This window comes from Georgenia halophila (assembly GCF_039541595.1).
Genome location: NZ_BAABGN010000001.1, coordinates 320,382 through 345,643, shown reverse-complemented (window position 1 = coordinate 345,643; position 25,262 = coordinate 320,382). Strand labels below are relative to the sequence as shown.

General features: G+C 71.3%; 17 protein-coding genes. 4 read left to right on the top strand and 13 right to left on the bottom strand.

From position 1 onward, the window contains the following. The first annotated feature begins 75 nt into the window (after positions 1-75). Positions 76-1,305, top strand: coding sequence for an amidohydrolase (locus ABD907_RS01540; RefSeq protein WP_345214730.1), 1,230 nt, complete (start codon positions 76-78; stop codon positions 1,303-1,305). 51 nt (positions 1,306-1,356) lie between these two features. Here ABD907_RS01540 and ABD907_RS01535 read toward each other — a convergent pair whose 3' ends face one another. The 3 genes from ABD907_RS01535 to ABD907_RS01525 form a co-directional block, all read right to left on the bottom strand. Next, positions 1,357-1,728 carry a carboxymuconolactone decarboxylase family protein gene (locus ABD907_RS01535; protein WP_486334039.1) on the bottom strand — a complete coding sequence of 124 codons (372 nt, stop codon included), beginning with the start codon at positions 1,726-1,728 and terminating at the stop codon, positions 1,357-1,359. 202 nt (positions 1,729-1,930) lie between these two features. Further along, on the bottom strand, positions 1,931-4,822 hold the full coding sequence (locus ABD907_RS01530) for a DUF7927 domain-containing protein (RefSeq protein ID WP_345214728.1): 2,892 nt from the start codon (positions 4,820-4,822) through the stop codon (positions 1,931-1,933). 302 nt (positions 4,823-5,124) lie between these two features. Then, the gene (locus ABD907_RS01525) at positions 5,125-6,456 is read right to left on the bottom strand and encodes an MFS transporter (protein ID WP_345214727.1); all 1,332 of its coding nucleotides are present in this window, start codon (positions 6,454-6,456) and stop codon (positions 5,125-5,127) included. A gap of 70 nt (positions 6,457-6,526) precedes the next feature. On the opposite strand from ABD907_RS01525, the gene ABD907_RS01520 reads away from it, so the two are divergent. Then, positions 6,527-7,711, top strand: coding sequence for a MalY/PatB family protein (locus ABD907_RS01520; protein WP_345214726.1), 1,185 nt, complete (start codon positions 6,527-6,529; stop codon positions 7,709-7,711). A gap of 108 nt (positions 7,712-7,819) precedes the next feature. On the opposite strand, the gene ABD907_RS01515 is transcribed toward ABD907_RS01520, so the two are convergent. Together ABD907_RS01515 and ABD907_RS01510 are read right to left on the bottom strand one after the other, a co-directional pair. After that, positions 7,820-9,991 carry a YhgE/Pip family protein gene (locus ABD907_RS01515; RefSeq protein ID WP_345214725.1) on the bottom strand — a complete coding sequence of 724 codons (2,172 nt, stop codon included), beginning with the start codon at positions 9,989-9,991 and terminating at the stop codon, positions 7,820-7,822. After that, positions 9,988-12,744: an MMPL family transporter gene (locus ABD907_RS01510; protein WP_345214724.1), complete on the bottom strand. Its 2,757-nt coding sequence runs from the start codon at positions 12,742-12,744 to the stop codon at positions 9,988-9,990. Before ABD907_RS01510 ends, ABD907_RS01515 begins: the two co-directional genes overlap by 4 nt. Positions 12,745-12,862: 118 nt before the next feature. On the opposite strand from ABD907_RS01510, the gene ABD907_RS01505 reads away from it, so the two are divergent. Next, complete coding sequence (locus ABD907_RS01505) at positions 12,863-13,543, top strand: TetR/AcrR family transcriptional regulator (RefSeq protein WP_345214723.1); 681 nt, start codon at positions 12,863-12,865, stop codon at positions 13,541-13,543. On the opposite strand, the gene ABD907_RS01500 is transcribed toward ABD907_RS01505, so the two are convergent. The 3 genes from ABD907_RS01500 to ABD907_RS01490 all read right to left on the bottom strand — a co-directional run bounded on the left by ABD907_RS01500 (position 13,530) and on the right by ABD907_RS01490 (position 18,650). Beyond that, on the bottom strand, positions 13,530-14,903 hold the full coding sequence (locus tag ABD907_RS01500) for a S8 family peptidase (RefSeq protein ID WP_345214722.1): 1,374 nt from the start codon (positions 14,901-14,903) through the stop codon (positions 13,530-13,532). The genes ABD907_RS01505 and ABD907_RS01500 overlap by 14 nt on opposite strands. 77 nt (positions 14,904-14,980) lie before the next feature. Further along, a complete protein-coding gene (locus ABD907_RS01495; RefSeq protein ID WP_345214721.1) occupies positions 14,981-17,476 on the bottom strand; it encodes a glycoside hydrolase family 2 protein in 2,496 nt (831 codons plus the stop codon). A gap of 184 nt (positions 17,477-17,660) precedes the next feature. Next, entirely contained in the window at positions 17,661-18,650 is a 990-nt protein-coding gene (locus ABD907_RS01490; protein ID WP_345214720.1) for a DUF5937 family protein, read from the bottom strand. Between the two features lie 117 nt (positions 18,651-18,767). Here ABD907_RS01490 and ABD907_RS01485 point away from each other — a divergent pair, with 117 nt between their 5' ends. Beyond that, positions 18,768-19,307, top strand: coding sequence for a dihydrofolate reductase family protein (locus tag ABD907_RS01485; protein WP_345214719.1), 540 nt, complete (start codon positions 18,768-18,770; stop codon positions 19,305-19,307). A gap of 72 nt (positions 19,308-19,379) precedes the next feature. On the opposite strand, the gene ABD907_RS01480 is transcribed toward ABD907_RS01485, so the two are convergent. The 5 genes from ABD907_RS01480 to ABD907_RS01460 all read right to left on the bottom strand — a co-directional run bounded on the left by ABD907_RS01480 (position 19,380) and on the right by ABD907_RS01460 (position 25,118). Next, complete coding sequence (locus ABD907_RS01480; RefSeq protein WP_345214718.1) at positions 19,380-19,862, bottom strand: aconitase X swivel domain-containing protein; 483 nt, start codon at positions 19,860-19,862, stop codon at positions 19,380-19,382. Next, positions 19,859-21,124 (bottom strand): aconitase X, encoded by a 1,266-nt coding sequence (locus ABD907_RS01475; protein ID WP_345214717.1) that lies wholly within the window; start codon positions 21,122-21,124, stop codon positions 19,859-19,861. Before ABD907_RS01475 ends, ABD907_RS01480 begins: the two co-directional genes overlap by 4 nt. Before the next feature lie 55 nt (positions 21,125-21,179). Next, positions 21,180-22,580 (bottom strand): FAD-dependent oxidoreductase, encoded by a 1,401-nt coding sequence (locus tag ABD907_RS01470; protein WP_345214716.1) that lies wholly within the window; start codon positions 22,578-22,580, stop codon positions 21,180-21,182. Further along, entirely contained in the window at positions 22,577-24,271 is a 1,695-nt protein-coding gene (locus ABD907_RS01465; protein ID WP_345214715.1) for a dihydroxy-acid dehydratase domain-containing protein, read from the bottom strand. The genes ABD907_RS01470 and ABD907_RS01465 overlap by 4 nt, the downstream gene beginning before the upstream one ends. Positions 24,272-24,347: 76 nt before the next feature. Further along, positions 24,348-25,118 (bottom strand): IclR family transcriptional regulator, encoded by a 771-nt coding sequence (locus tag ABD907_RS01460; RefSeq protein WP_345214714.1) that lies wholly within the window; start codon positions 25,116-25,118, stop codon positions 24,348-24,350. Between the last annotated feature and the right edge of the window lie 144 nt (positions 25,119-25,262).

Below are 25,262 nucleotides of genomic sequence, written 5' to 3'. Positions count from 1 at the left end.
CGACGCCCCAGTCGGAGACCTCCGCCCGAGCACCGGGGCGAGGCCACCGCCCGACGACCTGAGGAAGAGCGACACATGACCGCACCGTCCACTCAGATCAGCACCGAGCTGCGCCAGGAGCTGCACGAGCTCTACCGCTATCTTCACGGCGCTCCCGAGCTGTCGATGCAGGAGCACCGCACGGCGGCCCTGGTGATCGCGCGGATGGAGCGCCTGGGTTACGAGACGTTCCCGTGCGGCGGCTCCGGCGTCGTGGCGGTGCTGCGCAACGGTGACGGGCCCGTGGTCGGGTTCCGGGCGGACACGGACGGATTACCGGTGGAGGAGGACACTGGCCTCCCGTACGCCTCGACGGCCCGCGGCATCCTCGACGACGGCACCGACGTGCCCGTCATGCACGCGTGCGGCCACGACAGCCACATCACCTGCGCCGTGGGGGCCGCAGCACTGCTCGCCGCGGACCTGGAGCGCTGGTCCGGGACGGTCGTCTTCGTCTTCCAGCCGGGCGAGGAGACCGCCGAGGGCGCCGCGGCCATGGTTGCCGACGGGCTGTGGGACAGGGCCCCGCGCCCCGAGGTCGTCTACGGCCAGCACGTGTGGTCCGGGCGATCGGGCACGGTGGAACTCACCGGCGGGCCGGCGATGTCGGTCTCGGACGCGTGGAAGGTGACGGTGCACGGGCGCGGCGGGCACGGCTCCCGTCCGGAGGACACCATCGACCCTGTGGTGCTCGCAGCACACATGGTGGTGCGGATCCAGACGGTTGTCTCGCGCGAGGTCCCCGCCCAGGAGCCGGCGGTCGTCACGGTGGCGACGTTCCACGCGGGCCTGAAGGAGAACATCATCCCGGCGACGGCGGAGTTCACCGTCAACATCCGCACACTGAACCCCGAGGTCCGTGAGCGGGTGCTGTCGTCACTGCGGCGGATCGTCCTCGCCGAGGCCGAGGTCTCCGCGGCGCCGGAGCCGGAGATCACGCCGCTGTACACGTTCCCGCTCCTGGTCAACGACCCCGACGAGACCGCCGCGCTCACCAGCGCGCTCGCCGACGCTCTGGGCGAGCAGAACGTGGTCAGCGGCAAGCCGATGATGGGCAGCGAGGACTTCGGGCACCTGCCGGAGGCGATCGGTGTGCCGGGCGTGTACTGGTTCTTCGGCGGCCACCCGGACGACGTGGTCGACGCCGACCAGCCGGTCGTCAGCAACCACAGCCCGTCCTTCGCTCCCGTGCTCGAGCCGACGCTGACGACGGGCGTGACCGCGGCCTACACGGCGATCCTGTCGAAGGTGGGTACGCGCGGCTGAGGCGCTCGGGTCACGGCCGCCCGGCGGGTCGCGGCCCCAACCGCGCGAGACTCACTCGCTCGCGTTGTAGACGTCGACCGTCGGTTCGATGCCGTCGGCCTCCACGACCTCGCGCCAGGCCTCGAAGCCGGCGTTGAAGACGATGACGCCGGCCTCGGGCAGCGTGGTCTCGATCGCCTCGAGGATCTCCTGCGCCGTGGCCCCGACGTCGAGCGCGATGCGGATGTGGCTCTGGATCTGCGTCTTCGGCGCCCGCAGGATCGTCTGGGTCGCGATGAAGATGAGCTCCTTGGTCTTGCGGTCGAGCGTGCGCTCGTTGAGGTAGGCGGCGTTGACCAGCTCGTTCGCGGCCTGGAGCACCTCGAAGTCGTGCTTCGCCATCACCTTGTGGTAGTCGAGGACGTAGCCCCGCTTGAGCGCCATCTGGTCGATGTACTCCTGCGGGTCCTGGGTAGCGCTCACCATGGTTCCTTCCTGCACGCGTCAGCCCGTCCGGACGGCGGGCTAGCGGCCATCATGCCCGCGTGCACCACGAAGCTCAGCCGCAGCCGGCCGAGCGGCTGGACATGCCTGCGCCCCCGGGACGGTGGCGACCATCGTCCCGGGGGCGTAAGCAGTACGGCCGCTATCCCTCTCGGGTGCGGTTGCGGCGGGCGGTCAGCGCCACGCCGGCACCGATGAGCATGATGGCGGCAAGCCCCGTCGCCCAGACGTCGGCACCGGTGTCCGGCAGCTCCGAGATCGGGCCGTCGTCGTCGGCGCCGTCGTCACCCGGTGTGGCCGGCGGTTCGGCCGCCGGGTGCTGGGTGCACGTCGCGCTGCCCTCGACGCACACCGGGTCCTCACCGGTGACCGCCACGACGTTGCCGAGGCTGTGGTTGCCCTGATCGTCGTAGTCATTGACCGTCACGGTGTAGGTCACCGTCGCGGTCTCCCCGGAGGCGATGCCACCGGTGATGACGATGGTGTCGTCCTCCACGGCGGCGTCGATGCCGGTCCCCTCCACGCTGGGACCCTCACTCAGCGTGGCGTCGTCGAGGACGTCGACCAGGTGGTCGGTGTAGTCCACGACGGCGTCCGCAGCCGCGGCGTTGGTGGAGGTGTTGGCGAAGGTCACGGAGTAGGTGACCTCCTGCCCCTCCTCGACCTCTTCACCCGACTCGGGGTCCGCCGACTTGTCGACAGTGAGGTTGGAGACGTAGCTGATCGTGCAGTCGGCCTCGTCGCCCGGCACGCACTCGGTCGGCGGCTCGGCGCCCGCATCGACCAGGAAGTTACCCAGCTGGTCGTCCCCACGCTCGCCGTCGGGGTTGACGGCCACCGTGTAGGACACCGTCGCCTCCTGCTCCGGCTCCAGGGTGCCGGTCACGGCGATCCTGCCGTCGACGATCTCCGACACGCTCAGCGCCTCGTCCGAGGCCGCCGGCTCTTCGACCACCGTGGCGTCATCCAGCACACCGGTCAGCACGTCATCGCGCGCCACCTCGACCGGCGCCTGCCCCGTGTTGGTGAAGTGGAGGGTGTAGGTCACCTCGGTGCCCGGCTGGACCGTGCCGCCGGAGACCGGGTCCACGCTCTTCCAGTCGGTCAGCTCACCGATCGGGTGCTGAGTGGTCGACGGCGGCACCGGCCCGCAGTCACCGGCATCGTCGCACTCGTACACCGGCTGGTCCTGCGCGAGCACGTTCCCGAGCTCGTTGTCGCCGCGCTCACCGTCGGGCCGGACGGTGGCCTGGTAGGTCACCGTCACGCCCTGGCCGGCGCCGAGCTCGCCCACCACACGGAGCAGGTTCTCGTCGGTCAGCGTCGCGGTCACGGGCTCCGCCGTCGCGTCGTCCATGACGACCTCCGGGCCCGTGGTGAGCTCGGCGTCGTCCAGGACGCCGCTCAGGTCGTCCGTCGAGTCGACCGGGCCCGCTGCCAAGCCCTCGTTCTCCCAGCGGAGGGTGTACTCCACCACGTCACCCGCGGCGAGCGCCTCGCCGTCGGCCGGGTCGGCGACCTTGGAGGACACCACGTGCGGGAGCGGCGTCGTAACGCTCACTGCCGGGTCGCAGGTCACCGGAGCCTCACAGACCGCGCCGGCGCTGTTGACCAGCTGGTGGTCCCCGGACCGGTCAACGGTCACCGAGTAGGTGATCTCGATCGAGTCGCCGGAGGCCAGCGGGCCGGACCAGGTCAGAACGCCGTCGGCGAGGTCCACCGAGCCGGTGTCCGGGTCCACGGCGACGTCGTCGTTGAACGTGGCGTCATCCAACACGCCGGTCAGATCGTCGGCGACGACGGCCGGCTCGTCCACGGTGTAGTCACCCGTGCCGTCGTTGCTGACGGTGACCGTGTAGCCCACGGTGTCGCCCGGACCGGTGTCCTCGGTCGCGTCGGAGACCTTCTCCACCGTCAGGTCTCGCGGACTCAGCGTCGAGCTGCTCGTGTTGTTCTCCGACGTGGGGTCTTCCTCGTTGCCGGTCACCGTCGCCGTGTTGACCACGTCGCTCGTCGACTCGGTCAGCGTGCCGGTGTAGGTGTACGTGGCGCTCTGGTTAGCTTCCAGCCGACCACCGGCCACCGTGATGGTTCCGTCGTCGTTGATCTGGACCGCCGGGTCGTCGCTGCTGACGTTCTCCAGGCCCTCGGGCAGGTCGTCCGCGATAATGTGGCCGGAGGAGTTGCCCTGGCCGTTGTTGACGACGGTGAGGGTGTACGTGACCTCCGAGCCCGGTCCCGCAGTCCCCGGCTCCACCGTCTTGGTCAGGGCCAGGTCCGCAGGCACGCCGAGGCTCGACGTGCCGTCGTTGTTGCTGCTGCCAGGTCCCGGGATGGTCGAGATGCGGGTGAACGTCGGCGCGTCGGAAGCAGGGTTCGTCACCTGGATCTGGGACACGTTGCCGGTGGTGTTGTCCGAGATGCCGATGTTGCCGTTGCCGTAGGTCCACTGCGCCCCGGCGGTGGCGTCCGCGACCGGGAGGAGGCCGGGAGCGGGGAAACTCTCAACGACTCCGGTCGTCGGGTCCAACCGCGTCACGGTCGCGTCGGCGGTGCCGGCTGTGGTGCCGACCGACCAGAAGTACCCCTCGAGGTAGGTCATGTCGGGTGACGCGGTCGGCTGTGTGATCTCGATGGTGTTCGGGTCCGACGTCTCGTCGCTCACGTCGATCGAGGTGAGCCGGTAGGCATCGCCGCCCGGTGCAGTCCCGGCGACGGTGTAGTAAAGGCCGTCAGCGCCGAACGCACCGATGACGGAGGGCGGCACCGCCCACTCCGTCGTCTGGACGTCGCCGTCCTGGCCGACGCGGATGACCTCGCCGCCGGAGACGGCGTAGATGTAGTTGTCGGCGGGGTTGTAGGCGATGGCGTTGTAAGTGATGTCCGCGACGGGACCCTCGTTCTGGAAGGTGATGTTGCCGTCTTCACCCTGGACGGCGATCTTCAGCTGCGTGGGGGTGTCCTGCGCGACGAAGACCCGTGCCTCGGTGGGGTCGAACGGGTCGCCGGGCGCGGCGGCAGCGGGCGCGGCCACCGTGGCGGCGATCCCGGCCGAAAGCAGTCCCGATACCAGCGACAAAGACGCCGCCGCAGCGATGCGGCGACGAATCGCCTGCCCGGCACCAGCCGGCCGAATCGTTCCAGATTCCCGACGTGACATCATTCCCCATTCATCGCGCTTCGTCGTGCGATCCCCCCCCAGTCAGGGCAACGCCAGCGAATCGTGTCGTAGAACCAGGGCATCCGTCAACAATGTGCCCGGACGAAAGGTTCTCCTGCGCGGTGACTCCGCCGGGTGCTGAGTACAGGTCTCGCTGCCCTCGAGGACACCGGGTTTCAGCGGATCGGGGCCTGCATGCCGTCACGGACGTGCACCGGCAGGCGTGCGGTGACGAGCGCGGCGACCACGACCGCCAGCACCACCGCCCCGGCGACGTTGACCCCCTCGAACCCGCCGAAGGCGAGGATCGGCCCGGCCAGCGCCGCCGCGCCCGCGCCCGCGTAGTTCATGGTGGCGTCGGACGCGCCCTGCAGCGAGACCCGCATGTCCACCTCGGGCACCCGCGCGATCATCGTCGAGCCGGATATCGTCACGGCCGACCAGCCGAGGCCGAGGAGGAACAGCGCGACGGCGGTCATCGCCGTCCCGTCGACGCCGGCCGCGACGAAACCCGTGATGACGGCGAGCGCCTGGATCCCCGCGCCGGTCCATGCCGTCGCCACGGGTCCGATGCGGTCGGTGAGCCAGCCGAACACCGGGCTGAACGCGAACATGCCGAGGGTGTGGATCGAGATCACGAGGCCGACGAGCTGGATCGTCATGCCGTTGTGCTGCATGTGCACCGGGGTCATCACCATCACCATGACCATCACGGCATGGCCCCCGGCCACCACGACGACACCGGTGCGCGCGGACGGCTCCCGGGCCGCCCACCGCAGGGCGGTGACGGCACGGATCGGCCTGGTCGGGGCACCGGTCGTGACCGGCCGGTGGTTCGGGTACAGCAGCAGGACGGCGAGGCCGGCCAGCACGAATGCGCCAAGGGAGAACAGGTACGGCCCGGCGAGGCCGGGGATGTCGAGCGACAGACCGAGATTCTGCCCCGCGTCGCTCAGGTTGGGGCCGACGACGGTTCCGACCGTCGTCGCCCACACCACGATCGACATGACGCGGGCGCGCCGCCCGGCGGGCACGCCGTCGGTGGCGGCGTACCGGGACTGCAGGTTCGTCGCCTGGGCGACGCCGAAGAGCAGGAGGCCGGCAAGGAGCAGCACCAGGTTGTCGATGACGGCCGCGCCGACGATGACGGCGGCACCGGTGATCGCCAGGGCGTACCCGACCGTGAGCGACCAGCGCCGCCCGCGGCGTGCGGCCAGCCGCGCGAGCGGGATGGCGGCGAACGCCGCACCGAGCACGCTGCTGGCCTGGCCCAGGCCGGCCAGCGCGGTGCCGCCGACCTGCGCGACGAGCAGGGCTCCCACTACCGCCGAGGAGGCGACGCCCACGCCGCCGAGAAGGTTCGACGTCACGAGGGCGCCGACGGGCCGGCGGGGCACGGGAGCGTCGTCGGGCAGGTCTGCGGCGGGAGGCATGCCGGCGGTCACCGACGCGCTGCCGGGGTTGACGGCAGGTTCAGGAAGACCACCGTCCGCGGTGTCACGGGCCATGGGACCATCATCCGCCATCCGAACCACGGGCAACATGACATTTCGGGACGCGACGGGGAAGGATGTCGGCGTGACCGACACCCCCACCGCACAGATCTCCGCTCAGCTCGACTCGGTGACCGTCGATGCCCTTCGCGAGGTCGGTGGCGTCAAGTGGTCCACCTTCCCGGAGTCCATCGGAGCGTTCATCGCGGAGATGGACTACGGGACCGCACCGGCCGTCTCCCGAGCGCTGCACGACGCCGTCGACCGCGGGCTGCTCGGCTACCTGCCCAAGGCCGTCGGCGAGCGGATGTCCGCGGCGTGCGCTGGCTGGCAGCGGACCAGGTACGGGTGGGATGTCCCCGCGGAGCGCGTGCGCCCGCTGCCGGACGTGCTCGCCGGAGCGGCGGCGGCGATCGAGCACTTCTCCACCCCGGGCTCTCCGATCATCCTCCCGACCCCGGCGTACATGCCGTTCCTGACGCTCCCGAAGATCCTGGGGCGGGAGATCATCGAGGTGCCCATGGCGGTCGAGGACGGACGCTACGTCTACGACCTCGACGCCCTCGACCGTGCCTTCGGCGCCGGTGGGAACTTGCTGGTCCTGTGCAACCCGCACAACCCGATCGGCCGGGTGCTGGAGCGCGACGAGATGCTGGCTGTCGCGGAGGTCGTCGAGAGGCACGGCGGCCGGGTCTTCTCCGACGAGATCCACTCGCCGCTCGTCTTCCCCGAGCACCAGCACCTGCCCTACGCCTCGATCTCCGAGGAGACCGCCCGCCACACGGTGACCTCCACCTCGGCGTCGAAGGCGTGGAACCTGCCCGGCATGAAGTGCGCGCAGCTGATCCTGTCCAACGACGCGGACGCGGAGGTCTGGTCCAGCGTGGGCCCGACCGCCGAGCACGGCGCGGCGACGCTCGGCGTGGTCGCGAACACGGCCGCCTACACCTCCGGCGGGCAGTGGCTCGACGACGTGATCGGCTACCTCGACGGCAACCGCCGCCTGCTCGGTGAGCTGCTCGCCGACCGGATCCCCGAGATCGGCTACACCGCGCCCGAGGGGACGTACCTGACGTTGCTGGACTGCCGCGCGCTCGACCTCGGCGACCATCCCGCGCAGTTCTTCCTGCGGGAGGCGAAGGTCGCGATGACCGACGGCGCGCTGTGCGGGGAGGCCGCACGCGGCATGGCCCGGTTCAACATGGCCATGCCCCGGCCCGTCCTCGAGGAGGCTGTCGACCAGATGGCCGAGGCGCTCGGTCGGCGTTGACAGCAGGCCAAAATGTGCTGAACTTGCGGCCGCGAACGACAGAAAGAGCACATTTCTCGAACCGGGACCGGGGTTCGGTGACTCCCCGGCCCGGCGAGGCTCGTCGCGTCAGGCGGCGAGGAGCTGCTTGACGCGCACGGTCCGCCGCCGGGAGACCGCGAAGGTGGTGATGGCCAGCCCGCCCAGCGCCCAGAGCACCACCGCGACCAGGGCGCCGCCGAGGCCGCCCACGCCCGGGAAGGCCACGGCCGCGAGCGCGTCCACGGCGGGACCGACCGGCAGCACGTCGCGCGCGGCCATGAGGCCCGGCGGCGTCGTCGAGACCACTCCCGTCGCCAGCACGAGGATCGCGACGAGGATGCTCAGCCCGCTGCCCGCATGACCGAGCAGTCCCACGAGCGCCTGGTTCACCGCGACGAACGCCATCGAGATCACGGCACCGAGGAGCGCCAGGCCGACCCAGCCGGAAGGGCTCAGCCCCTGCACGCCGGCGAGCACCAGACCCGCGGCGGCGCCGGTGACGGCACCGATGGCACCGGGGACGGCGAAGGCGGACAGTGCCAGTCGCAGCGTGCCGCGGGTGGAGCCGAGCGCCCCTGAGGGCGTCGCCGGGAACACCACGAAGATGACCAGGGCACCGAGCCAGAGGGCGAGGACGGCGAACAGCGGCCCGGAGGCCCCGCTGGTGATGCCGTTCCCACCGGGTTCGGCCACCGGTTCCGACGCGACCGAGGCCAGGTTGGTCCGCTCGGCCTCGTCGTAGCTGGGAATGTTCTCGACCGCCTGGTCGAGCCCGTCGGCCAGCTCCCCGCTGCCGGCGGCGAGCTGCCCGACGCCGGACGCCAGGCCCTCCGTGCCGGTCGCCAGCTCCTCGGTCCCGGTGGCGAGCTGCTCGGCGCCCGTCTGCAGCTCTCCGACGCCGGAGGCGAGACCATGCGCACCCTCGGCGAGGCCGCTCGCGCCGGAGGCGAGCTCGTCGCTCCCGGAGGCCAGCTGCGCGGCGCCCCCGGAGAGCTCGTCGAGCCCGGTGGCCAGCTCGTCGGCGCCGCCGGCGAGCTTCTGCGCGCCCGTGGCGGCTTCGTCGACGCCGCCGGCAAGCCGGTCAGCGCCCTCGGCCAAACCGGACACCGCCGTCTGCAGCTCGCTCATCGGATCGGCTGATCCGCCCTGGCCACCCTGCTGGGCCTGTTCGAGAAGGGGAGCCAACGTGGCGACGTCGTCACACGACAACGGACCGTCAGTGCCGTCTGAGCATGCCTGCGCCGACTGCTGCACGTACGGCGCCAAGATCCGAAGGACCTGGCCGTAGTCGTCGGTGACCTGACCCAGCCCGTCGGAGGCGCCGGCCACCTCTGTGTTCAGCTGCTCCAGCCCGTTGGCAAGCTGGGACGCCCCACCGGAGAGCCCGCCCAATCCGTTCGCCAGACCTTCTGCTCCGGTAGCCAGCTCCCGAGCACCCGCTGCGCTGGCACCGACACCGTCGGCCACCCGGGTCGCCCCGCCGGACAGCTGGTCCGCCCCGCCCGCGAGGTCGTCAGCGCCGGACGCCAGCTCGTCGGCGCCAGCACCGAGCTCGCCGAGGCCCGACGCCAGACCGTCCGCGCCCTCGGCCAGCTCGTCCACGCCGTCGGCCAGCTGCTCGGCGCCGGACGCCGCTTGCCCGGCACCGGTGGCCAGCTCGGAGGCACCGCCGGCCGCCTCACCGAGCTGCTCGTCCAACGTGGTGAACCCGACGAGCAGGTTCTCGATGTAGGTCTCGGTCAGCATCCCGGACAGCACGTCGGTGGCCGTGCCGGCCACGACCTGCGCGAGCGCGTCGTCGAGGATCCGCCCGCCCTCCGGGGTGGCGACGTCGATGGTCGCCTGATGCGCCTCGCCGGCCTGTCCGCTGTAGGAGGTGGCGGCCGCGGAGAAGTTCCCGGGGATGGTCACCACCGCGGCGTACGTGCCGTCCTCGAGGCCGGCCGCCGCCTGGTCCGCGTCGGTGATCTCCCAGGTGTAGTTCGTGTCGACGGGAGCGTCGTCGCCCGAGCCGGCTGCCGAGGCGCCACCACTGACGAGTCCGGAGGCCAGCTGGCGGCCGAGCGGAACGGCCTGACCCTCGACCTCCACCGGCTTGTCCCTGTTGACGATGGCGGCCCGCACCGTGTCGAGGCGCTCCTGCGGCTGCCACAGAGCCGCGAGCAGCAGACCCAGGACGGCGAGCGGCAGCAGCGTGAGCGCGACGACGGTGCCGGGGCCGGGACGCCGTCGGTTCGTGCTGGCGGAACTCATGGTCATGCCCGGGCCTCCTGGGTGACGTGCGGCAGCTGGTCGGTGGCGGCGCCCTCGCGCCCGACGTCGAGGTCGAGGACTGGAGCGTCCGGGAGGAGCTCGCGCGGCGGGCCGCCCGCCGCACCGACCACGACGGCGATGCCCTCGGCGCGGGCGCGCCCGAGGGCCTCGGCGACCTCGCCGCGGACGGCGGGCTCGACCTCGGCCCGGTCGACGACGAGCAACCGCGGCCGGCCGGCCCGCGCCGCGTCGATGGCGGCGACGGGCTCGGTGGTGGCGTAGACGAAGGCGACCCGTCGGCGCACGGCACCGGCCCGCTGGGGCAGGACCAGGCCGGCGACCTTGACCGCACCGGCGTCGGGGCTCAGGCGGCCGGAGACGGTCAGCAGGAAGGCGCTGACCGAACTCGCGGAGTCCGCTCGGACGAGGAGCGCTCCGCCGTCACGGAGGCGGACGCCGACGGGGCCGACGAGGGTGGTGCCGTCGGGGCCGCGGACCTCGAGCCCGTGCGCGACCAGGGCGTCGTGGGCGTCGGGCTCGGGCCAGCTCTCGAGCGCGACCTGGCGGGCCAGGCCCTCTCCTTCGACGTCGAAGGACGGCAGCGCGCGGTCGAGCCAGCGCGGCATCCACCAGGCCTTGTCGCCGAGGAGGGCGAGCACCGCGGGGACGAGCACCATGCGTACGACGAACGCGTCGACGGTGACGCCGACCGCGAGGCCGAGCGCGATGGGTTTGAGGTTCATGTCGCCCTCGGGCACGAAGAACACGAACACCGAGAACATGATGACCGCGGCCGCCGTGACGACCTTCGCGGATCCCTGGAAGCCGGCGCTGATGGCGCTGCGCGCGTCGCGGCCGTGGACGTACTCCTCCCGGATCCGAGAGACGAGGAAGACCTCGTAGTCCATCGCGAGGCCGAACAGGATGCCCATGACGACGATCGGCATGAAGCTGATGACGGGCCCGGTACGGGTGAGGTTGAGGGCTTCGGCGAAGACGCCGTCGTGGAAGACGAGGGCCACGACGCCGAAGGCGGCACCGACGGAGAAGAAGTAGCCGACGGTGGCCTTGATCGGCACGGCGATCGACCGGAACACCATGGTGAGCAGCACGAACGACAGGCCGACGACGACGAGCGCGAAGGGCAGGAGCGCCGCGCCGAGCTTCGCCGAGACGTCGATGCCGACGGCGGTGAAGCCGGTGACGGCGATGTCGACGCCGTACTCCTCGCTGATCTGCGGTCGCAGGTCGCGGATGTCGTGCACGAGCTGCTCGGTGGCCTCGGAGTCCGGCGCGCCGGTGGGAACGACCTGGACGATGCCGGTGTCGGCGCTCGGGTTGGGCGTGGCGAGCGGGACGTCCGCGACGCCCGGGAGGGTGCGGATCTCGTCGGCGATGTTCTCCATCAGGGCGACCGGGTCGTTGGACGTGACGATCGGGGCGGTGACGATGAGCGGGCCGTTGAAGCCTTCGCCGAAGTGGTCGGCGACGAGGTCGTAGGTGATCCGGGCCTCGTGGTCCTCCTCGAGCGCGCCGGCGTCGGGCAGGGCGAGGCGCAGGTTCATGGCCGGCAGGCTCAGCGCGGCGACGGCCACCACGACAAGCGCGATCGTCACCGCCGGGAAGCGGGTGACGGCGCGCACCCAGGCGCCGAAGAACCGGCTGTGGTGCTCCTCGCCGGCGCTCGTGGGGTTGGCACGCTCGCGTGCCGCCCGGCGTGCCGCCCGGCGCGAGGGCCCGGGCCGCAGCCGCTCCCCCGCCATGCCGAGGGTGGCCGGGATGAGCGTGATGGAGACGAGGACGGCGATCCCCACGCCGACGGCCGCGGCGACGCCCATGGTGGTCAGGAACGGGATGCCCGCGACGCCGAGCCCGAGCAGGGCGATCATGACCGTCAGGCCGGCAAAGATGACGGCGGAGCCCGCGGTCGCCACGGCGCGGGCGACGGACTCCTCGACCGCCAGGCCCCCGCGTAGCTGGTCTCGGTGGCGCGAGACGATGAACAGCGCGTAGTCGATGCCGACGGCCAGGCCCAGCATGACGGCGAGCATCGGCGTCGTGGAGTTCACCGGGCCGAGAGCCGTGGCGGCGAAGATGAGGCAGACGGAGATGCCGACGCCGAGGAGGGCGTTGAGCAGCGGCAGTCCGGCGGCCACGAAGGAGCCGAGGGTGGCCATCAGGACGATGAGCGCCACGACCACGCCGACCGCCTCGATGGCCCCCATCTCAGGGAGCTCGGTGCTGAAGAGCTGACCGCCGAGGGCCGACTGTCCGCCGTCGGGAAGCGCGGCCGCGAGCGTTTCCTCGACGTCCGAGAGCTCCTCGCGCGTGGTCTCGGTGATGTCCGCCAGCTCGCCGTCGAGCTGGATCGTCAGCAGCGCGGCCCGCTCGTCGCCGCTGACGGAGGCAGGCATCTGGTCGTCGTACGGGGAGGCGACGGCGGTGACCTGGTCGAGGCCGGCGATCTCCTCGACGGCGTCCTCGAGCGGCCCGCGGACCGCGGCGTCGTCGATCGTGCCGCCCTCGGGGGCCACCACGACGAGCTGGGCCGATGCCCCGCTGACCTCCGGGAACGTCCCCGACAGGCGGTCCATAGCCTCCTGGGACTCGGTGCCCGGGATGCTGATCTCGTCGTCGAGGCCGTTGCCGACCGTGGCCGCGAGTGCACCGACGAGACCGAGGACGAGGATCCAGGCGACGACGACGAGCCGGCGGGCACGCACCGCCCAGCGGCCGAGCGAGTACAGGGCTGAGGACACGGGGACTCCTGGACGGCCAGAGTGGGAGCAGGCATCCGGATACAGGTCTGTATCCGATACACGAACGTATCCGATACAGTGGTGCATCGCCAACCCGTTCTCGTGGGAGCATCAGCACATGTCGACCGACATCGACCACGACGACGTGGAGGCCTCGGCGGAGACCCCGATCTCCGCCCGCCGCGAGCGCACGCGCGAACGGCTGCTGGACGCCGCGCTCGACGTCTTCTCGCGCCAGGGCCTGCAGGCCTCCTCGATCGAGGCCGTCTGCGAGGCGGCGGGGTTCACGCGCGGGGCGTTCTACTCGAACTTCGACAGCAAGGAAGAACTCTTCCTCGCGCTCACCGAGCGAGACGTGCGCACCCGCCTGGCGACCCTGGAAGCGGCGGTCGCGGACCTCGGTGACGATGCCGTCCAGGGCGACGCCGTCAGCCCGGACGCGATCGGGTCCGTCGTGGCCGCGGTCATGCCGGACACCGGAGACCAGCGGCGCTGGCACCTCCTGAGCGTGGAGTTCGAGCTGCTGGCGCTACGAGAGGAGGACGTCGCCGTCCGCTTCGTCGCGCAGCAGCAGCGGTTCAACGAGGAGCTCGCGGTCGTGCTGCGGCGCGTGCTGGCCGGACTCGGGCTGCGCTTCGTGGTGCCCGAGCGCGAGGCGATCGAGCTCGTCACCTGCACCTACGAGGCGACGTCGCGGCGCGCCTTCCTCACCCACCAGGACGACGACTCCGCGGCGAAGAACATCCAGCACAGCGCGATGCTCAACCTGCTGGTGGGGCTGCTGGTCAGCGAGAGCTGACGGCCTCGATCGCCGCCGGCACGTCCATCAGGCCGGAGCCGCTGGCGTTCGCGCCCCAGCTGATGGTCGTCGGCCCGACGGTCGGGTCGACGAGCTCACGGCTACCGGCACCGAGCGGCAGCGCCGTCGCCTCCAGCGCGGCCTCCGCCTCCGCCTGGGTGAGGTCCGGGTCGGCCTGCAGCATGAGCGAGACCGCACCGGCCACGTGCGGCGAGGCCATCGAGGTGCCGGAGAGGTAGTAGTAGCTCAGCTTGGAGTTGGTCTGGTACGGCCCGACGACCCAGCTGCCCGGTGCCGCGACGTCGAGGTCCTGACCGGCCAGCTCACGTGAGGAGAACTCTGCGATGTAGGTGTCCTCCGCGGTCGTCGGGTCGGCGACGTCACCGGTGTTCCACCAGGTCCCGGACGTCCACTGGCCGGTCCAGCCGGAGGCCGCCACCGAGATGACCTCGGGGTAGGCGCCCGGGTAGCCCATGCCCGCCTCACCGCTGTTGCCGGCCGAGGAGACGATGAGGACGTCGTTCGCCACGGCCCGCTCGACCGCGGCCTGCGTCAGCGCGTCCGGCTCCGGCCCGCCGAGCGACATGTTGATGACCACCGGGGAGTCACCGAGGGCTCCGGAGACCTTGAGGTCGGTGACGTAGTCGATGCCGGCCGCGACGACGGAGGACCAGCCCGAGCCGTTCTGGTTGAGGACCTTGACCGGGATGACCGTGGCCTCCGGCGCGACACCGGCGACGGCGGTCCCGCCCTGGTTGTAGCCCAGGATCGTGCTGGTCACGTGCGTGCCGTGGCCGTTCTGGTCGACGGTCCACTTGTTGGGCTGGGTCGAGACGTGGCCGCGCTCGCCGCCACCGCCGCCGAAGGAGATGCCGAACTCGTCGGCGATGTGCGCGGTGCCGAAGTAGTGCGGCCAGCTCGAGTGCAGCCCGGTGTCGAGCACGGCGACGTACACGCCCTCGCCGGTCTCCGCCACCTCGCGCGGATCGCCGTCCTCACCCTGGTCGTAGACGTTCGCCTGGTCGGTGTTCCAGGTGGCGATCCCGTCCGTGGTGTCGGTGAACGGGCTGGTGACGACCGGCTTGCCGATGAGCTCGACGTCGGCGTTGGCGGCCTCGACGTAGGGCAGGGCGCGCACGTCGTCGAGGTCGGACTCACGCACCCGCATCGTGAGCGCGTCCATCTCGGGATAGGTCTCGTTGATCCGGCCGAGGCTCGACAGCTCGGCCTCGACCTCGGCGCTGAGGTCGGAGCTGAGGACGACGTTGACACCGATCTGCTTCCCGCCCGCCTGGGCGGTCGGGACGACGGCGAGGGTCAGGGCGGCCGCTCCGGCCAGCCCGGTGAGTGCACGACGCATACAGGTCTCCTTCCCGGGTCGGGCAACCCGGGTCGGGCCCCCCTGGTCGGACTCTAGTGGCCGCGACGTGCGCTGCGTCACAGTTTCGAAGGGTGTCCCACTGCCGCGTGCAGCGCGTTGGAGCTGCGCAGCACGGGTGCCCCCGTCAGGTCTCCCGGATCCGGCGCAGCCGCGGTCGCGACGTGGACGGTGACGGACTCGCCGGCGAGCAGCGGGTCCAGGGCCCGGTCGGTGACCGCGTCCGGGGCGAGCCGGTCGGCCAGGACGGTGACATCGAGGGCGAGCGAGGTCGCGGTGATCGTCACGTCGTACCCGCCCGACGCCGGAGCCGCCGTCGCGGTGACCGCGTCCGGGTCCAGGGCCAGGTCCTTGTTCTCGGCGTACAGGTGCACGGTGCGCACATCACCCAAGGCGGCGACGAGCACCTCCCGGGCCGGGTCGCCGGCGGTGGCCAGGTCGGCGGGCACGTCCACGAGCTCGACCGACCGAGGCCCTGCCTCCGCCGTGACGTCGGACGAGGCCGGCACGGCCCCGTCGAGGGTGTGCCGGGACAGGGAGAGCACCCCGCTCCAGGGCTGGTCGGTGTCGTTGACGACGGCGACCACCAGACGTCCGTCGCGCGGCTGGACGGTCAGGATGCGGGGGGCGTAGGCGGCGCGCATGGCGTACCAGAGCGGCTTGGGCCGCTCGTCGCCGTCGACCGCGGCCCAAGAGGTCACCGGCCAGCAGTCGTTGATCTGCCACACGATGGCTCCGGCCGTGCGCGGCCAGTGCGAGCGGTAGTGCTCCAGCGCGAACCTCACCGCGTGGGCCTGGTTGAGCTGGGTCGCCCAGTGCCAGTCGGTGAAGTCCTCGGGGACGGGCAGGTGCGGGGCGAGGCCGCGGTCGAGCTTGCCGTTGCCGTCCGGGGCCTTCTGGTGCAGCAGGAACGCCGACGACTCCTTGTGCAGGTCGTCCGGATCGAGCGCCCGGGTGAGCGTCGCCCAGGTCGGTGGCCCCTGGAACCCGAACTCGGAGACGAACCGGGGCGCCTCGTCGCGATAGTGGGAGTAGTCGACCTGGTTCCAGACCTGCCACTCGTGCTTGAGCCCGTGGTCGGGGTCGTTCGGGTGCTTCCCCCACGGCGCGAAGCCCGGGGACGTGGGGCTGCCCTCGACGTACGCGCGGGTCGGGTCCAGCTCGGCGAGGACCTGCGGGAACAGCTCGTGGTAGTAGCCGTAACCCCAGGTCGCGCCGTCGAGCTCGGGCTGCCAGCCCCAGTCCATGAAACCCCAGAGGTTCTCGTTGCCGCCGTTCCAGATGGCGAGCGACGGGTGGGACATGAGCCGCACGACGTTGTCGCGCGCCTCGGCCTCGAGCTCGCTCCAGATGGGCTCGTCCTCGGCGTAGGCGGCGCAGGCCAGCAGGAAGTCCTGCCACACCAGGACGCCGCGCGCGTCGCAGGCGTCGTAGAACGCGTCGTCCTCGTAGACGCCGCCGCCCCAGATGCGCAGCAGGTTCATGTTCGCGGCGATCGCCTGGTCCACGCGGCGTGCGTACCGATCCGGGGTGACGCGGGTGAGGAAGTGGTCGTCGGGGATCCAGTTGGCGCCCTTGGCGAAGATCGGAGTGCCGTTGATCTCGATGGTGAAGGAGGTCCCGATCTCGTCGGGGTCGGTGCGCACGACGACGTTGCGGAACCCGATCTTGCGGCTCCAGTCGTCGAGGGCCTGCTCGCCGTCGACGAGCGTGACGGCGAGGTCGTAGCGCGGCTGGGCGCCGTAGCCGTGCGGCCACCACAGCTCGGCGTCGGGCACGTCCAGGACGAGGGCGGCACGCCCGTCCCGGACGGCGACCTCGCCGTCCGCAGCCCGAGTGGCGCCGTCGGGGGCCGTGAGCGCGGCGCGCACGCGCACGGCCGACGACGGCGCGCCGGCAGCAGTCTCGACGTCGACCAGGACCTCCGCCCGGCCGGTGCCGTCGGGGCCGACGGTGACCAGCGGCCGCACCTCGCTCAGGCGGGCGGTCTGCCACCGTTCGAGGCGCACCGGCCGCCAGATCCCTGCGGTCTGCAGGTCCGGACCCCAGTCCCAGCCGAAGCTGCAGGCCATCTTGCGGATGGCGTTGAACGGGTGCGGGTACGAGTGCGGGCGCGGCCCGACCTCGGCCGCGACCTCCTCGGCGCGCGCCAGGGCGGAGTGCAGGTGGACCGTGAGGCTGTTCTCCGCCGCGAGGAGCGCGGTGACGTCGAACCGGTACCGCCGATGCATGTTCTCCGTGCGGCCGAGCTCGGTGCCGTTGAGCATGATTGTGGCGACGGTGTCGAGCCCGTCGAACGCCAGGTCGACCCGCTCCCCCGCGGCGGCGGGCTCGGCCGTGAAGGTCGTCTCGTAGACCCAGTCGGCACGGTGCGCCCACGCCAGCGCCGTCTCGTTCTCACCGAGGTACGGATCCGGGATCAGGCCGGCCTCGAGCAGGTCGGTGTGGGCCGACCCGGGCACCGTCGCGGGGACGACGACTCCGTCGATCTCGCCGGGCACCTCGCCCCCGGCATGGCGCAGGGTCCAACCCTCGTGCAGCGTGGTCGTCTCCATGGAGGCGCTTTCCTCTCGGTGTCATCGAACCGATCGGTCCGCGAGCCGGCGACGAGCCGGGGCAGGACCGCCCCGGCCCAGCGGGTCGATTCCGGATACGGGAGTCACTCAACCCGGCTTTCGGTGCGCCGGTCAAAGAGACGGCCCAGGGGCGCAGCAAGCCCGACACCGGTTCGTCACCGGCCTATCCGGTCACCAGCGAATCGCCGAGCCTGGTCCGGGAGTAGAGGACCGTCTTCCCGTCACGCCGGGAGAAGACGATGCCGGCTTCCTGAAGTGATTTGAGATGGGCGCTGACGGTCGGTGCGCTCCGGGCGAGCTGTGCGGCCAGCTGAGTCGTCGACATGGGCAGATCGAGCTGAGCCAGGATCGTGGCTCGACTGCGCCCGAGCACGTCGACCAGCGGCGAGACGCGGGTGCGGGGGTCGGATTCCCACAGGCGACCGACCCCGCGCGGTGCGTACGTCACGGCCGGCTGCGGGTCGGCGGTGCGCACGATGACGTCGGGCCAGGCGAACACGCACGGGATCAGCAGCAGCCCACGGTGTCGCAGCTCGGCGTGCCCGTCGTAGTACTTGACGACCTTGAGGGTGTCGCCGTCGAACGTGAGGGAGGGGTGCAGCGTCGCGAACAGCTGCTGCACGCCCCCGGAGGCGAGCTGATCCATCCGGTACCCGAGGTCGTCCTGCAGCAGCGCCTCGATCCGCCCCCAGAACGGACGGATAGCCACGTTCCAGTAGCGGTCGAGCTCGGCCACGATCCGCGTGACCGCTTCCTCCGGCGACCGGATCAGCTCCCGCAGAATCTGGACTCGGCGTTCGCGACCTTCTCCCCGTTGAGCGACGGGATGCTCCGCAAGATGGGACAGCTCGTCGGCGACGAGCTGCGGGTCGGTGGCCGACACCTGCGAGGCGCCGTCGTCGAACGTGGGACTCCTGTCCCCGAGCGTGGGATGAAGGAAGTCGGGGATGTAGCCGGCAGGCCGCACCAACGTGCCCAACAGCTCCATGTCGATGCCCTCCAGGTGCGGACCGACCCGCCGCACCCACGCGGCGTGCAGGCCGGCAGTCGGGCTCGTGGCGAGCGTGCGAAGACTCGTCACGGTTTCCCACACCGGTGAGAACGCGAAGCGAATCCGGCCGAGATCCTCGGCGCTGAAGTGCAGGTGGATCATCCCAAGAAGATTAGGCCCAGCTCGAATCGTTGTTGGTCTGCGGGACCGGCTGTGACGCTCTCACCTCGACCAAGAGCGGCCCGTACGCCGCAGACGGCTCTGTGAAAGGAGATACACATGAGGAAGATCGTTGCCTGGCTGTTTGTCTCGCTCGACGGCGTGGTCGAGGCGCCCGAGCAATGGGTGCTGTTCAACGACGAGATGGGCAAGATCGTCGATGAGCAGACCGCTCGGGCGGACACCCTGCTCCTCGGCCGGCGTACCTACGAGGTCTTCGCCGGCTCCTGGCCCGAACGAGATTCCACCGACGACCCGAACGCCGCGTGGATGAACGGCACGCGCAAGCTTGTCGCCTCCACGAGCCTCGATCGCGTGGACTGGCAGAACTCGGAGCTCCTCACCGGCGACGTCGCCGAGACGCTCGCCGAGATCAAGCAGGAGCCGGGCAAGGACATCCTCGTCAACGGGAGTGCGACGCTGGTGCGCTCTCTCATGAAGGCCGGCGTGCTCGACGAGCTCGGGCTGTTCATCCACCCGCTGGTCCTCGGTTCCGGTGCGCGGCTCTTCGAACCGAGCGGTGAGCGGATCTCGTCTCGGCTGCTGGAGTCACGGACTCTCGACACCGGAGTGCTCTACTCGCGATACCAGCCGGCCTGACCGCCACAGTGGCTGTGCGCACCCGACGTGGGTGCCAGCTCGACGGTGGGGGTGTGCCCAAGGAACACGCCCCTACCGCCGTCCACCGGCCGGCGTGGTGCCTCCGCCACCGTCCTGGTGATAGGTCACCCGGACCTCGCCCCGCTCGATCGCGACCTCACGCACGGGCAGCCGTCCGGTCTCGCCGACGAATGCGTCGAGATCCGTGACCTGCACGGCGGGGATCTCGAGGACCACCAGCCCGACGGCGAGCTTGGAGTTCACGGCCCGGGTCACGATGGCGAGCGGTGCGGTGCCGATAACCCTGGCCAGGTGGAACTGCCCGGACCACCCGGAGGAGCCCTTGGCACCGGGGATGACGAGGACGCGACCGGCGAAGGACTCGCCGCGCTGCGGGTGGGTGGTCTCGGTGATCGTGCCCGTCTTCGGGTCGATGCCGCCCCAGCCGGAGATGGGCGCCGTGCACACGAGCGCCGGGCCTCGGACCTCCCCCGGCACGAGGGTCTTCGCCGTCAGCACCTTCTCCGGCAGCCGCTGTTCGACGACGTCGCTCACGACGGCAGCCTCCCGTCGACCGCGGCCGCCACGCACTGCGCCGTCGTGGCGAAGGCGCCCTCGACGCCCATGATCGCGGGCAGGTAGTGGACCTGCTTGGCGGAGTCGGTGGCGAACCGGCGCGTGCCCTTGGGGAGGAACTGGCCGATGGCGGGGCAGGTGTCGGAGAGCACCCGCGCGCCGGAGCGTTCGATGGTCGCCAGCAACCCTTCCTGCCGGGCCCGCTCGCGCAGCGCGCTCGGGGTGAAGACCCACAGCGCGACGTCGGGGCTCAACCGCCGGCCGTCGACCATCGCGGCGACCTGCTGGAGCTGCTCGTAGCTGGCGTGCGGGCAGCCGATCATGACGAAGTCGACGTCGTCACCGGTGCGGGTGACGTTCAGCCGCTCGACGGTCTGCCGCAGCTCGTCGGGTCCGAACGTCACCTCGGCCGCACCGTCGACGAGCACCTGCTCGACCGACGCGCACTCGGGCGTCACCCCCGGGATGTGGAAGAGCTCGGTGTCTCCCGAGCTGGCGGCGGCGGCGCCGAGCTGCTTGAGCTGGACGAGGTCAGGGACCGTGTCGATGCCGTCCAGGACCGGCACGGCGTCGTCCTCCACCGCGGCGCCCAGCCAGTAGCCGAGGACGTTCCAGGCGAAGGTGTCGGACATCGGCGTCCGCACACGCACCCGCACGTCGGCACGGCGGTTGACGTCCAGGTGGAGCCCGGCGTTCGGGGTCAACCCGGTGAGCATCGACGCCGCGGCGGACTCACGGCCCTCGGTGTTGGTCCGGGCACCGATCACGGAGTTGATGAAGACGACCGCCGAGGACTCCATCCAGGCGCAGTGGTCGCCGAGCGTCGGCAGGAAGCCCACCTGGTACGGCGTGCAGGTGTTGAGCAGGCTCACGCCCAGCCCCTCGAGGTACGCCTGGCTCGCCTCCACCCGGTCGACAGCGGCACGCGGCATGTCCTGGACCTCCGGGGTCTCGCGGTCCATCGGGCCGATGAGCTGGCAGGAGTGCACCCGGGTGCCCGGGCTCTCGAGCGGCGCGTCGGTGTTCAGCGAGAACCGGTTGAACAGGGCGCGCGGGTCGTCGGTGCCGAGCGGCACGGCGTGGCGGGGGCCGTAGATGTTGGCGCCGGCCGCGCTCGCCACCTCGACGAGGCCCTCCGCGTCCATGATCTCCCCGTACCGGACCAGGATGCGCATCGCGGCCGCGACGGCTTCACCCTGCTCGCCGTCGGCCATCGCCTGCTGCTCGGCCGTCAAGAACATGTGTCACCGCCTCCGTCCCCGCGCGGCCCGCAGCAGGGGCGCCGCCGCGCCACGGCTACCGGACCCCGACCGGCTGCTGGCTGGCGGCGGTGCCGAGGTAGGCGCCATCTCTCGCGAGGCGCTGCTGCAGCGCCGAGACGTCGACCGCACCGACCGGAACCCGCGCCGAGAGCGCGAGGTCGGCGGCCGTGCCGGCGGCCTGGCCCATCGCGAAGCAGGGGCCCGTCACGCGGGCGGAGGACTGCCCGCCCTGCGTCATCGAGGCGCACCGGCCCACCACGTACAGGTTGTCCACGCCCTGCGGGACGATCATCCGGAACGGGAGCTGGTTGAAGCCGCGCGACTCGACGGGCGGGAAGCGGAACTCGACGGTGCCGGCGACGTGCGCCTCCACCGGCCACCCGTTGACACCCACCGTGTCGGAGAAGTCGGCGCAGCCGAGGATGTCCTCCTCCGTGACCTGGTAGGAGCCGACGATGCGCCGGGTCTCCCGGATGCCGACCTGCGGGGCGATGTCGACGATGTAGGCGTCCTCGAACCCGGGGGTGACGGTCTTGATGAAGTCGAAGGTCTCCCGCACCTGGCGCCGGCCCTGGATCTCGCCGTGGGTGAGCTGGCCGACGTCGGTGCCGTCCACGGGCGAGCCGTCGTCGTTGCTGAGCTGGGTGAGGTTGGAGCGCCACTCGAGCGGGTTGCGCTGGGGCCGCACGATGGGCTTCTTGCGGGGGAAGCCGTGGGTGCCGGCCTCCTCGGCCTCTTCCATGAGGCGAGCGACGGTCTTCCAGGCCTCGCCCGCCCGGACGGGGTCGACGCCGTTGATGCGGAACATCAACGACGGGTAGAGGAGCTGCTCCGAGACCTCGAACGGCGCACCGGACCAGGCGGCGAGATCGCCGTCGCCCGAGCCGTCGATGAAGACCTGCCCGCGGATCGCCCCGCGGCCGGACTTGGACTCGACGATCACGGCGTCGATCTCGTTGCCGGACGCCGTGCCGGGTGCCGCCCCCGGGCCGGTGGCGCCGTCACGCAGCGACACCCCGACGGCCGCGGCGTGGAACAGGAGCTCGCCGCCGCCGGAGAGCACGAGGTCGTCGGCGACGATCTTGTAGGCGGAGATGTCGTAGGCCTGCGCCATGATGCGGTCGTACACCGACAGGTGAGGGACGCTCAGACCGTCGAGGACGTCCAGCCGGTCGAGCAGCTCGTCGGTGAACCCGCGGATGACACGGCGGTCCTCGCCGTGGACCCGGGCGTGCAGGCCGCAGAAGGTCGCGAGACCGCCCATCGTGCCGGCACCGCCGAGGAAGCCGTACCGCTCGACCAGCAGCGTCGACCGGCCGGCGCGGGACGCAGCCGTCGCCGCCATGAGCCCGGCGGGGCCCCCACCGACGACCACCACCTCGTACTCACCGATCACGGGGACGTCGCGCGCCGGCTCGTGGATGTATCCGCTCATCGAGCTCCTCCCGAGGTCACGTCGGCACGGGGCCGCAGGATGGCGCCGCAGGCCAGGGGCTGGACCGTCGCGCGGTACTGATCGAGATAACCCGGGGTCTCGTCCTCCTCCGGGGGCGTGTAGGGCGGGCGGGCGGCCAGCTCGTCGGGGTCGACGAGCAGGTCGATCCGGCCCTCCTGGAGATCGATCTCGATGAGGTCGCCGTCCTCGACCAGCCCGAGGGCTCCCCCACCGGCAGCTTCCGGCGAGACCTCGCCGACGCCGATGCCGTGGTTGACCAGACCGCTCATCTGGCCGTCGGTGACGACGGCGACCTCGGACGCGAGGCCGCGACCGTCGAGCGCGAAGATGAACGCCGAGATCATCCCCATGGCGGGGCCGCCGACGACGCCGATGCCACGGATGATGGCGACGTCGCCCGCCTGGATCTTGTTCTCGACCACCGCGGCGACCCCCTCCTCGCGAGAGTGGAAGACCTTGGCCGGGCCACGGAACCGGTGCGGTCCGGGATCGGGGATGGGTCGTTTGACGACGGCGCCCGTCTCGGCGAGCGAGCCGCGCAGCACCACGATCGACGGGTCGGTCGAGAAGGGATGGTCGAGATCCCGGATGACCGCACCGTCGCCGGGTCGTGCGGCGGCGGTGTTCTCCGCCAGGGTGCGTCCGTCCACGGTGCGCTGGGCGCCGTCGAGCAGCGGGAGGAGCTCGCGCAGGATGGTGGCGGCGCCGCCGGCGTCCTCGAGGTCCTCGATGAGGTCGGCGCCGTTGGGGCGGATCGAGCAGAGCGTCGGGGTCTCGCGGCCGAGCACCCGGTAGGCCTCCCACACGTCGACGTCCACGCCGGACTCGGCGGCGACGGCCTGCAGGTGCTTGACCGTGTTGATGGAGCCACCGACGGCGAGCATCGTGCGTACGGCGTTGGTGACCGAGCCGGCGGTGATGATGTCCCGCGGGCGGACGTCGCGCTCGACCAGGTCGGCGAGGGCACGCGCGCTGCGGCGGACGCTGTCCCACATGCGTTCGCTGAGGGCGCGGACGGGAGCCGAGCCGGTGACCGCCATGCCGAGCGCCTCGGCGGCCATGTGCATCGAGTTCGCCGTGGCCAGGCCGGAGCAGACGCCGGGGCTGCGGATGGCGCCGTCGGCGAGGGCGTTCAGGGACTCGTCCACCTCCCCGGTCATCGCCTGCTGGGCGGCCTTGAGGAAGATCTCCTCGACGTCGGCCTCACCACCCTCGGCGAGCCCGCTGCGCTGGTAGCCGCAGGGCACGATCACGGTGGGCACGTTCAGCCGGCCGGCGGCCATGAGGTGCGCGGGCGTGGTCTTGTCGCACGAGCTGAGGCAGATCATCGCGTCGAGCTGCGCGCCCTCGACCATGGCCTCGACGTCGTTGGTGATCAGGTCCCGCGCCGAGAGGATGTACCGGCCGCCGCGGCCGGCGTTGGTGATGAAGTCCGACGGCGCCGTGGTCCGGATCTCGAAGGGCAGCATCCCGAGCCCGCGCAGCTCCTCCTTGAGCACGCCGACGACGTCGTCCAGGTGGGCGAAGCACGCCGCCAGGTCGTTCGACGTGTTGACGATCGCCACCTTGGGGCGCTGCATGTCCGCCGGGTCGATCCCGAGCGAGACCCATTGCGCCCGTCGGGTGATGGCGTGCGCGCTGTGCGCCGGAAAGTTGCTGCGTAGCTCCATGCGTTCCTCCTTGATCGCACGTGGACATTCCCACCCACGAGGAGGGCGGACAAGGGGTGTTTCCGGGCAGCGGTAGTCACCCCATGCCCTGCTCCCACGCCGTGCGCTGCACCGCGCGTGCGGTGCTTCGGATCAGATGGCCGTAGGGAGGCGTGGCCGTTCCCTGCGGAACCACCAGAGAGATCGCGCCCATGGGGAGGCCGACCCGGTCGAGCACCGGTGCACCGATCGCGATCTTCGGCGCCGTCTTCCGCTGGCTCACGGCGAAGCCGGTCGCCCGGGTCTGGGCCAGCTCTCGCCGGATGGTCTCCGGAGCGTCGGCGCTGCGGTCCCCCTCGAGCGCGGCGAGATACCGCTCCTGGAAGTTGGGGTCGCTGAACGCCAGCATGGCCATGCCCACCGCGACGACGTGCATCGGTTCCCGCTGACCGATGTAGGGGCGTTCGGGCCCGCTCCCGCGAGGGCGGAGGCTCTCGACGATGGTGATCTGGTCGTCCTCGGGGATGCCGAGGTGGACCGGGAGACCGGTGGTGGCGTAGAGGTCCTGCATGAACGGCAGCGCCACCCGCTGGATGCCGTAGGACTTGGGCGTCAGCAGCCCGAACTTCCACACGTCGACACCGATGCACAGCAGGTCGTCCTCGTCGCGCTCGAGCATCCCCAGCTCGAGCATCTCCGTCACCATGCGGTGCGTCGTCGACAACGGAAGCCCCGCACGCCGGCTCAGCTCGGACAGGCTGAGCTGCGTGTGCTCGTAGCTGAAGGACGACAGCAACCGGTGGACCCGCTCCAGCGAGGACCGCCGCGGGCGCGGCCGGTCCGCGGTGCTGCTCTGTGCCTCAACCACTGTGTGCCTCACCCAAGACGAAGCCCCTTTGCCGCGCGTGGTACGTCCTGCGATGTTCCCACTCTCGCGGTCGCCGGAGCGGCCAGCCTTCCACCTAATGGAAGGCCGGCCCCGACGTCAGGTTACGTCTGCGGTACGGCGTCG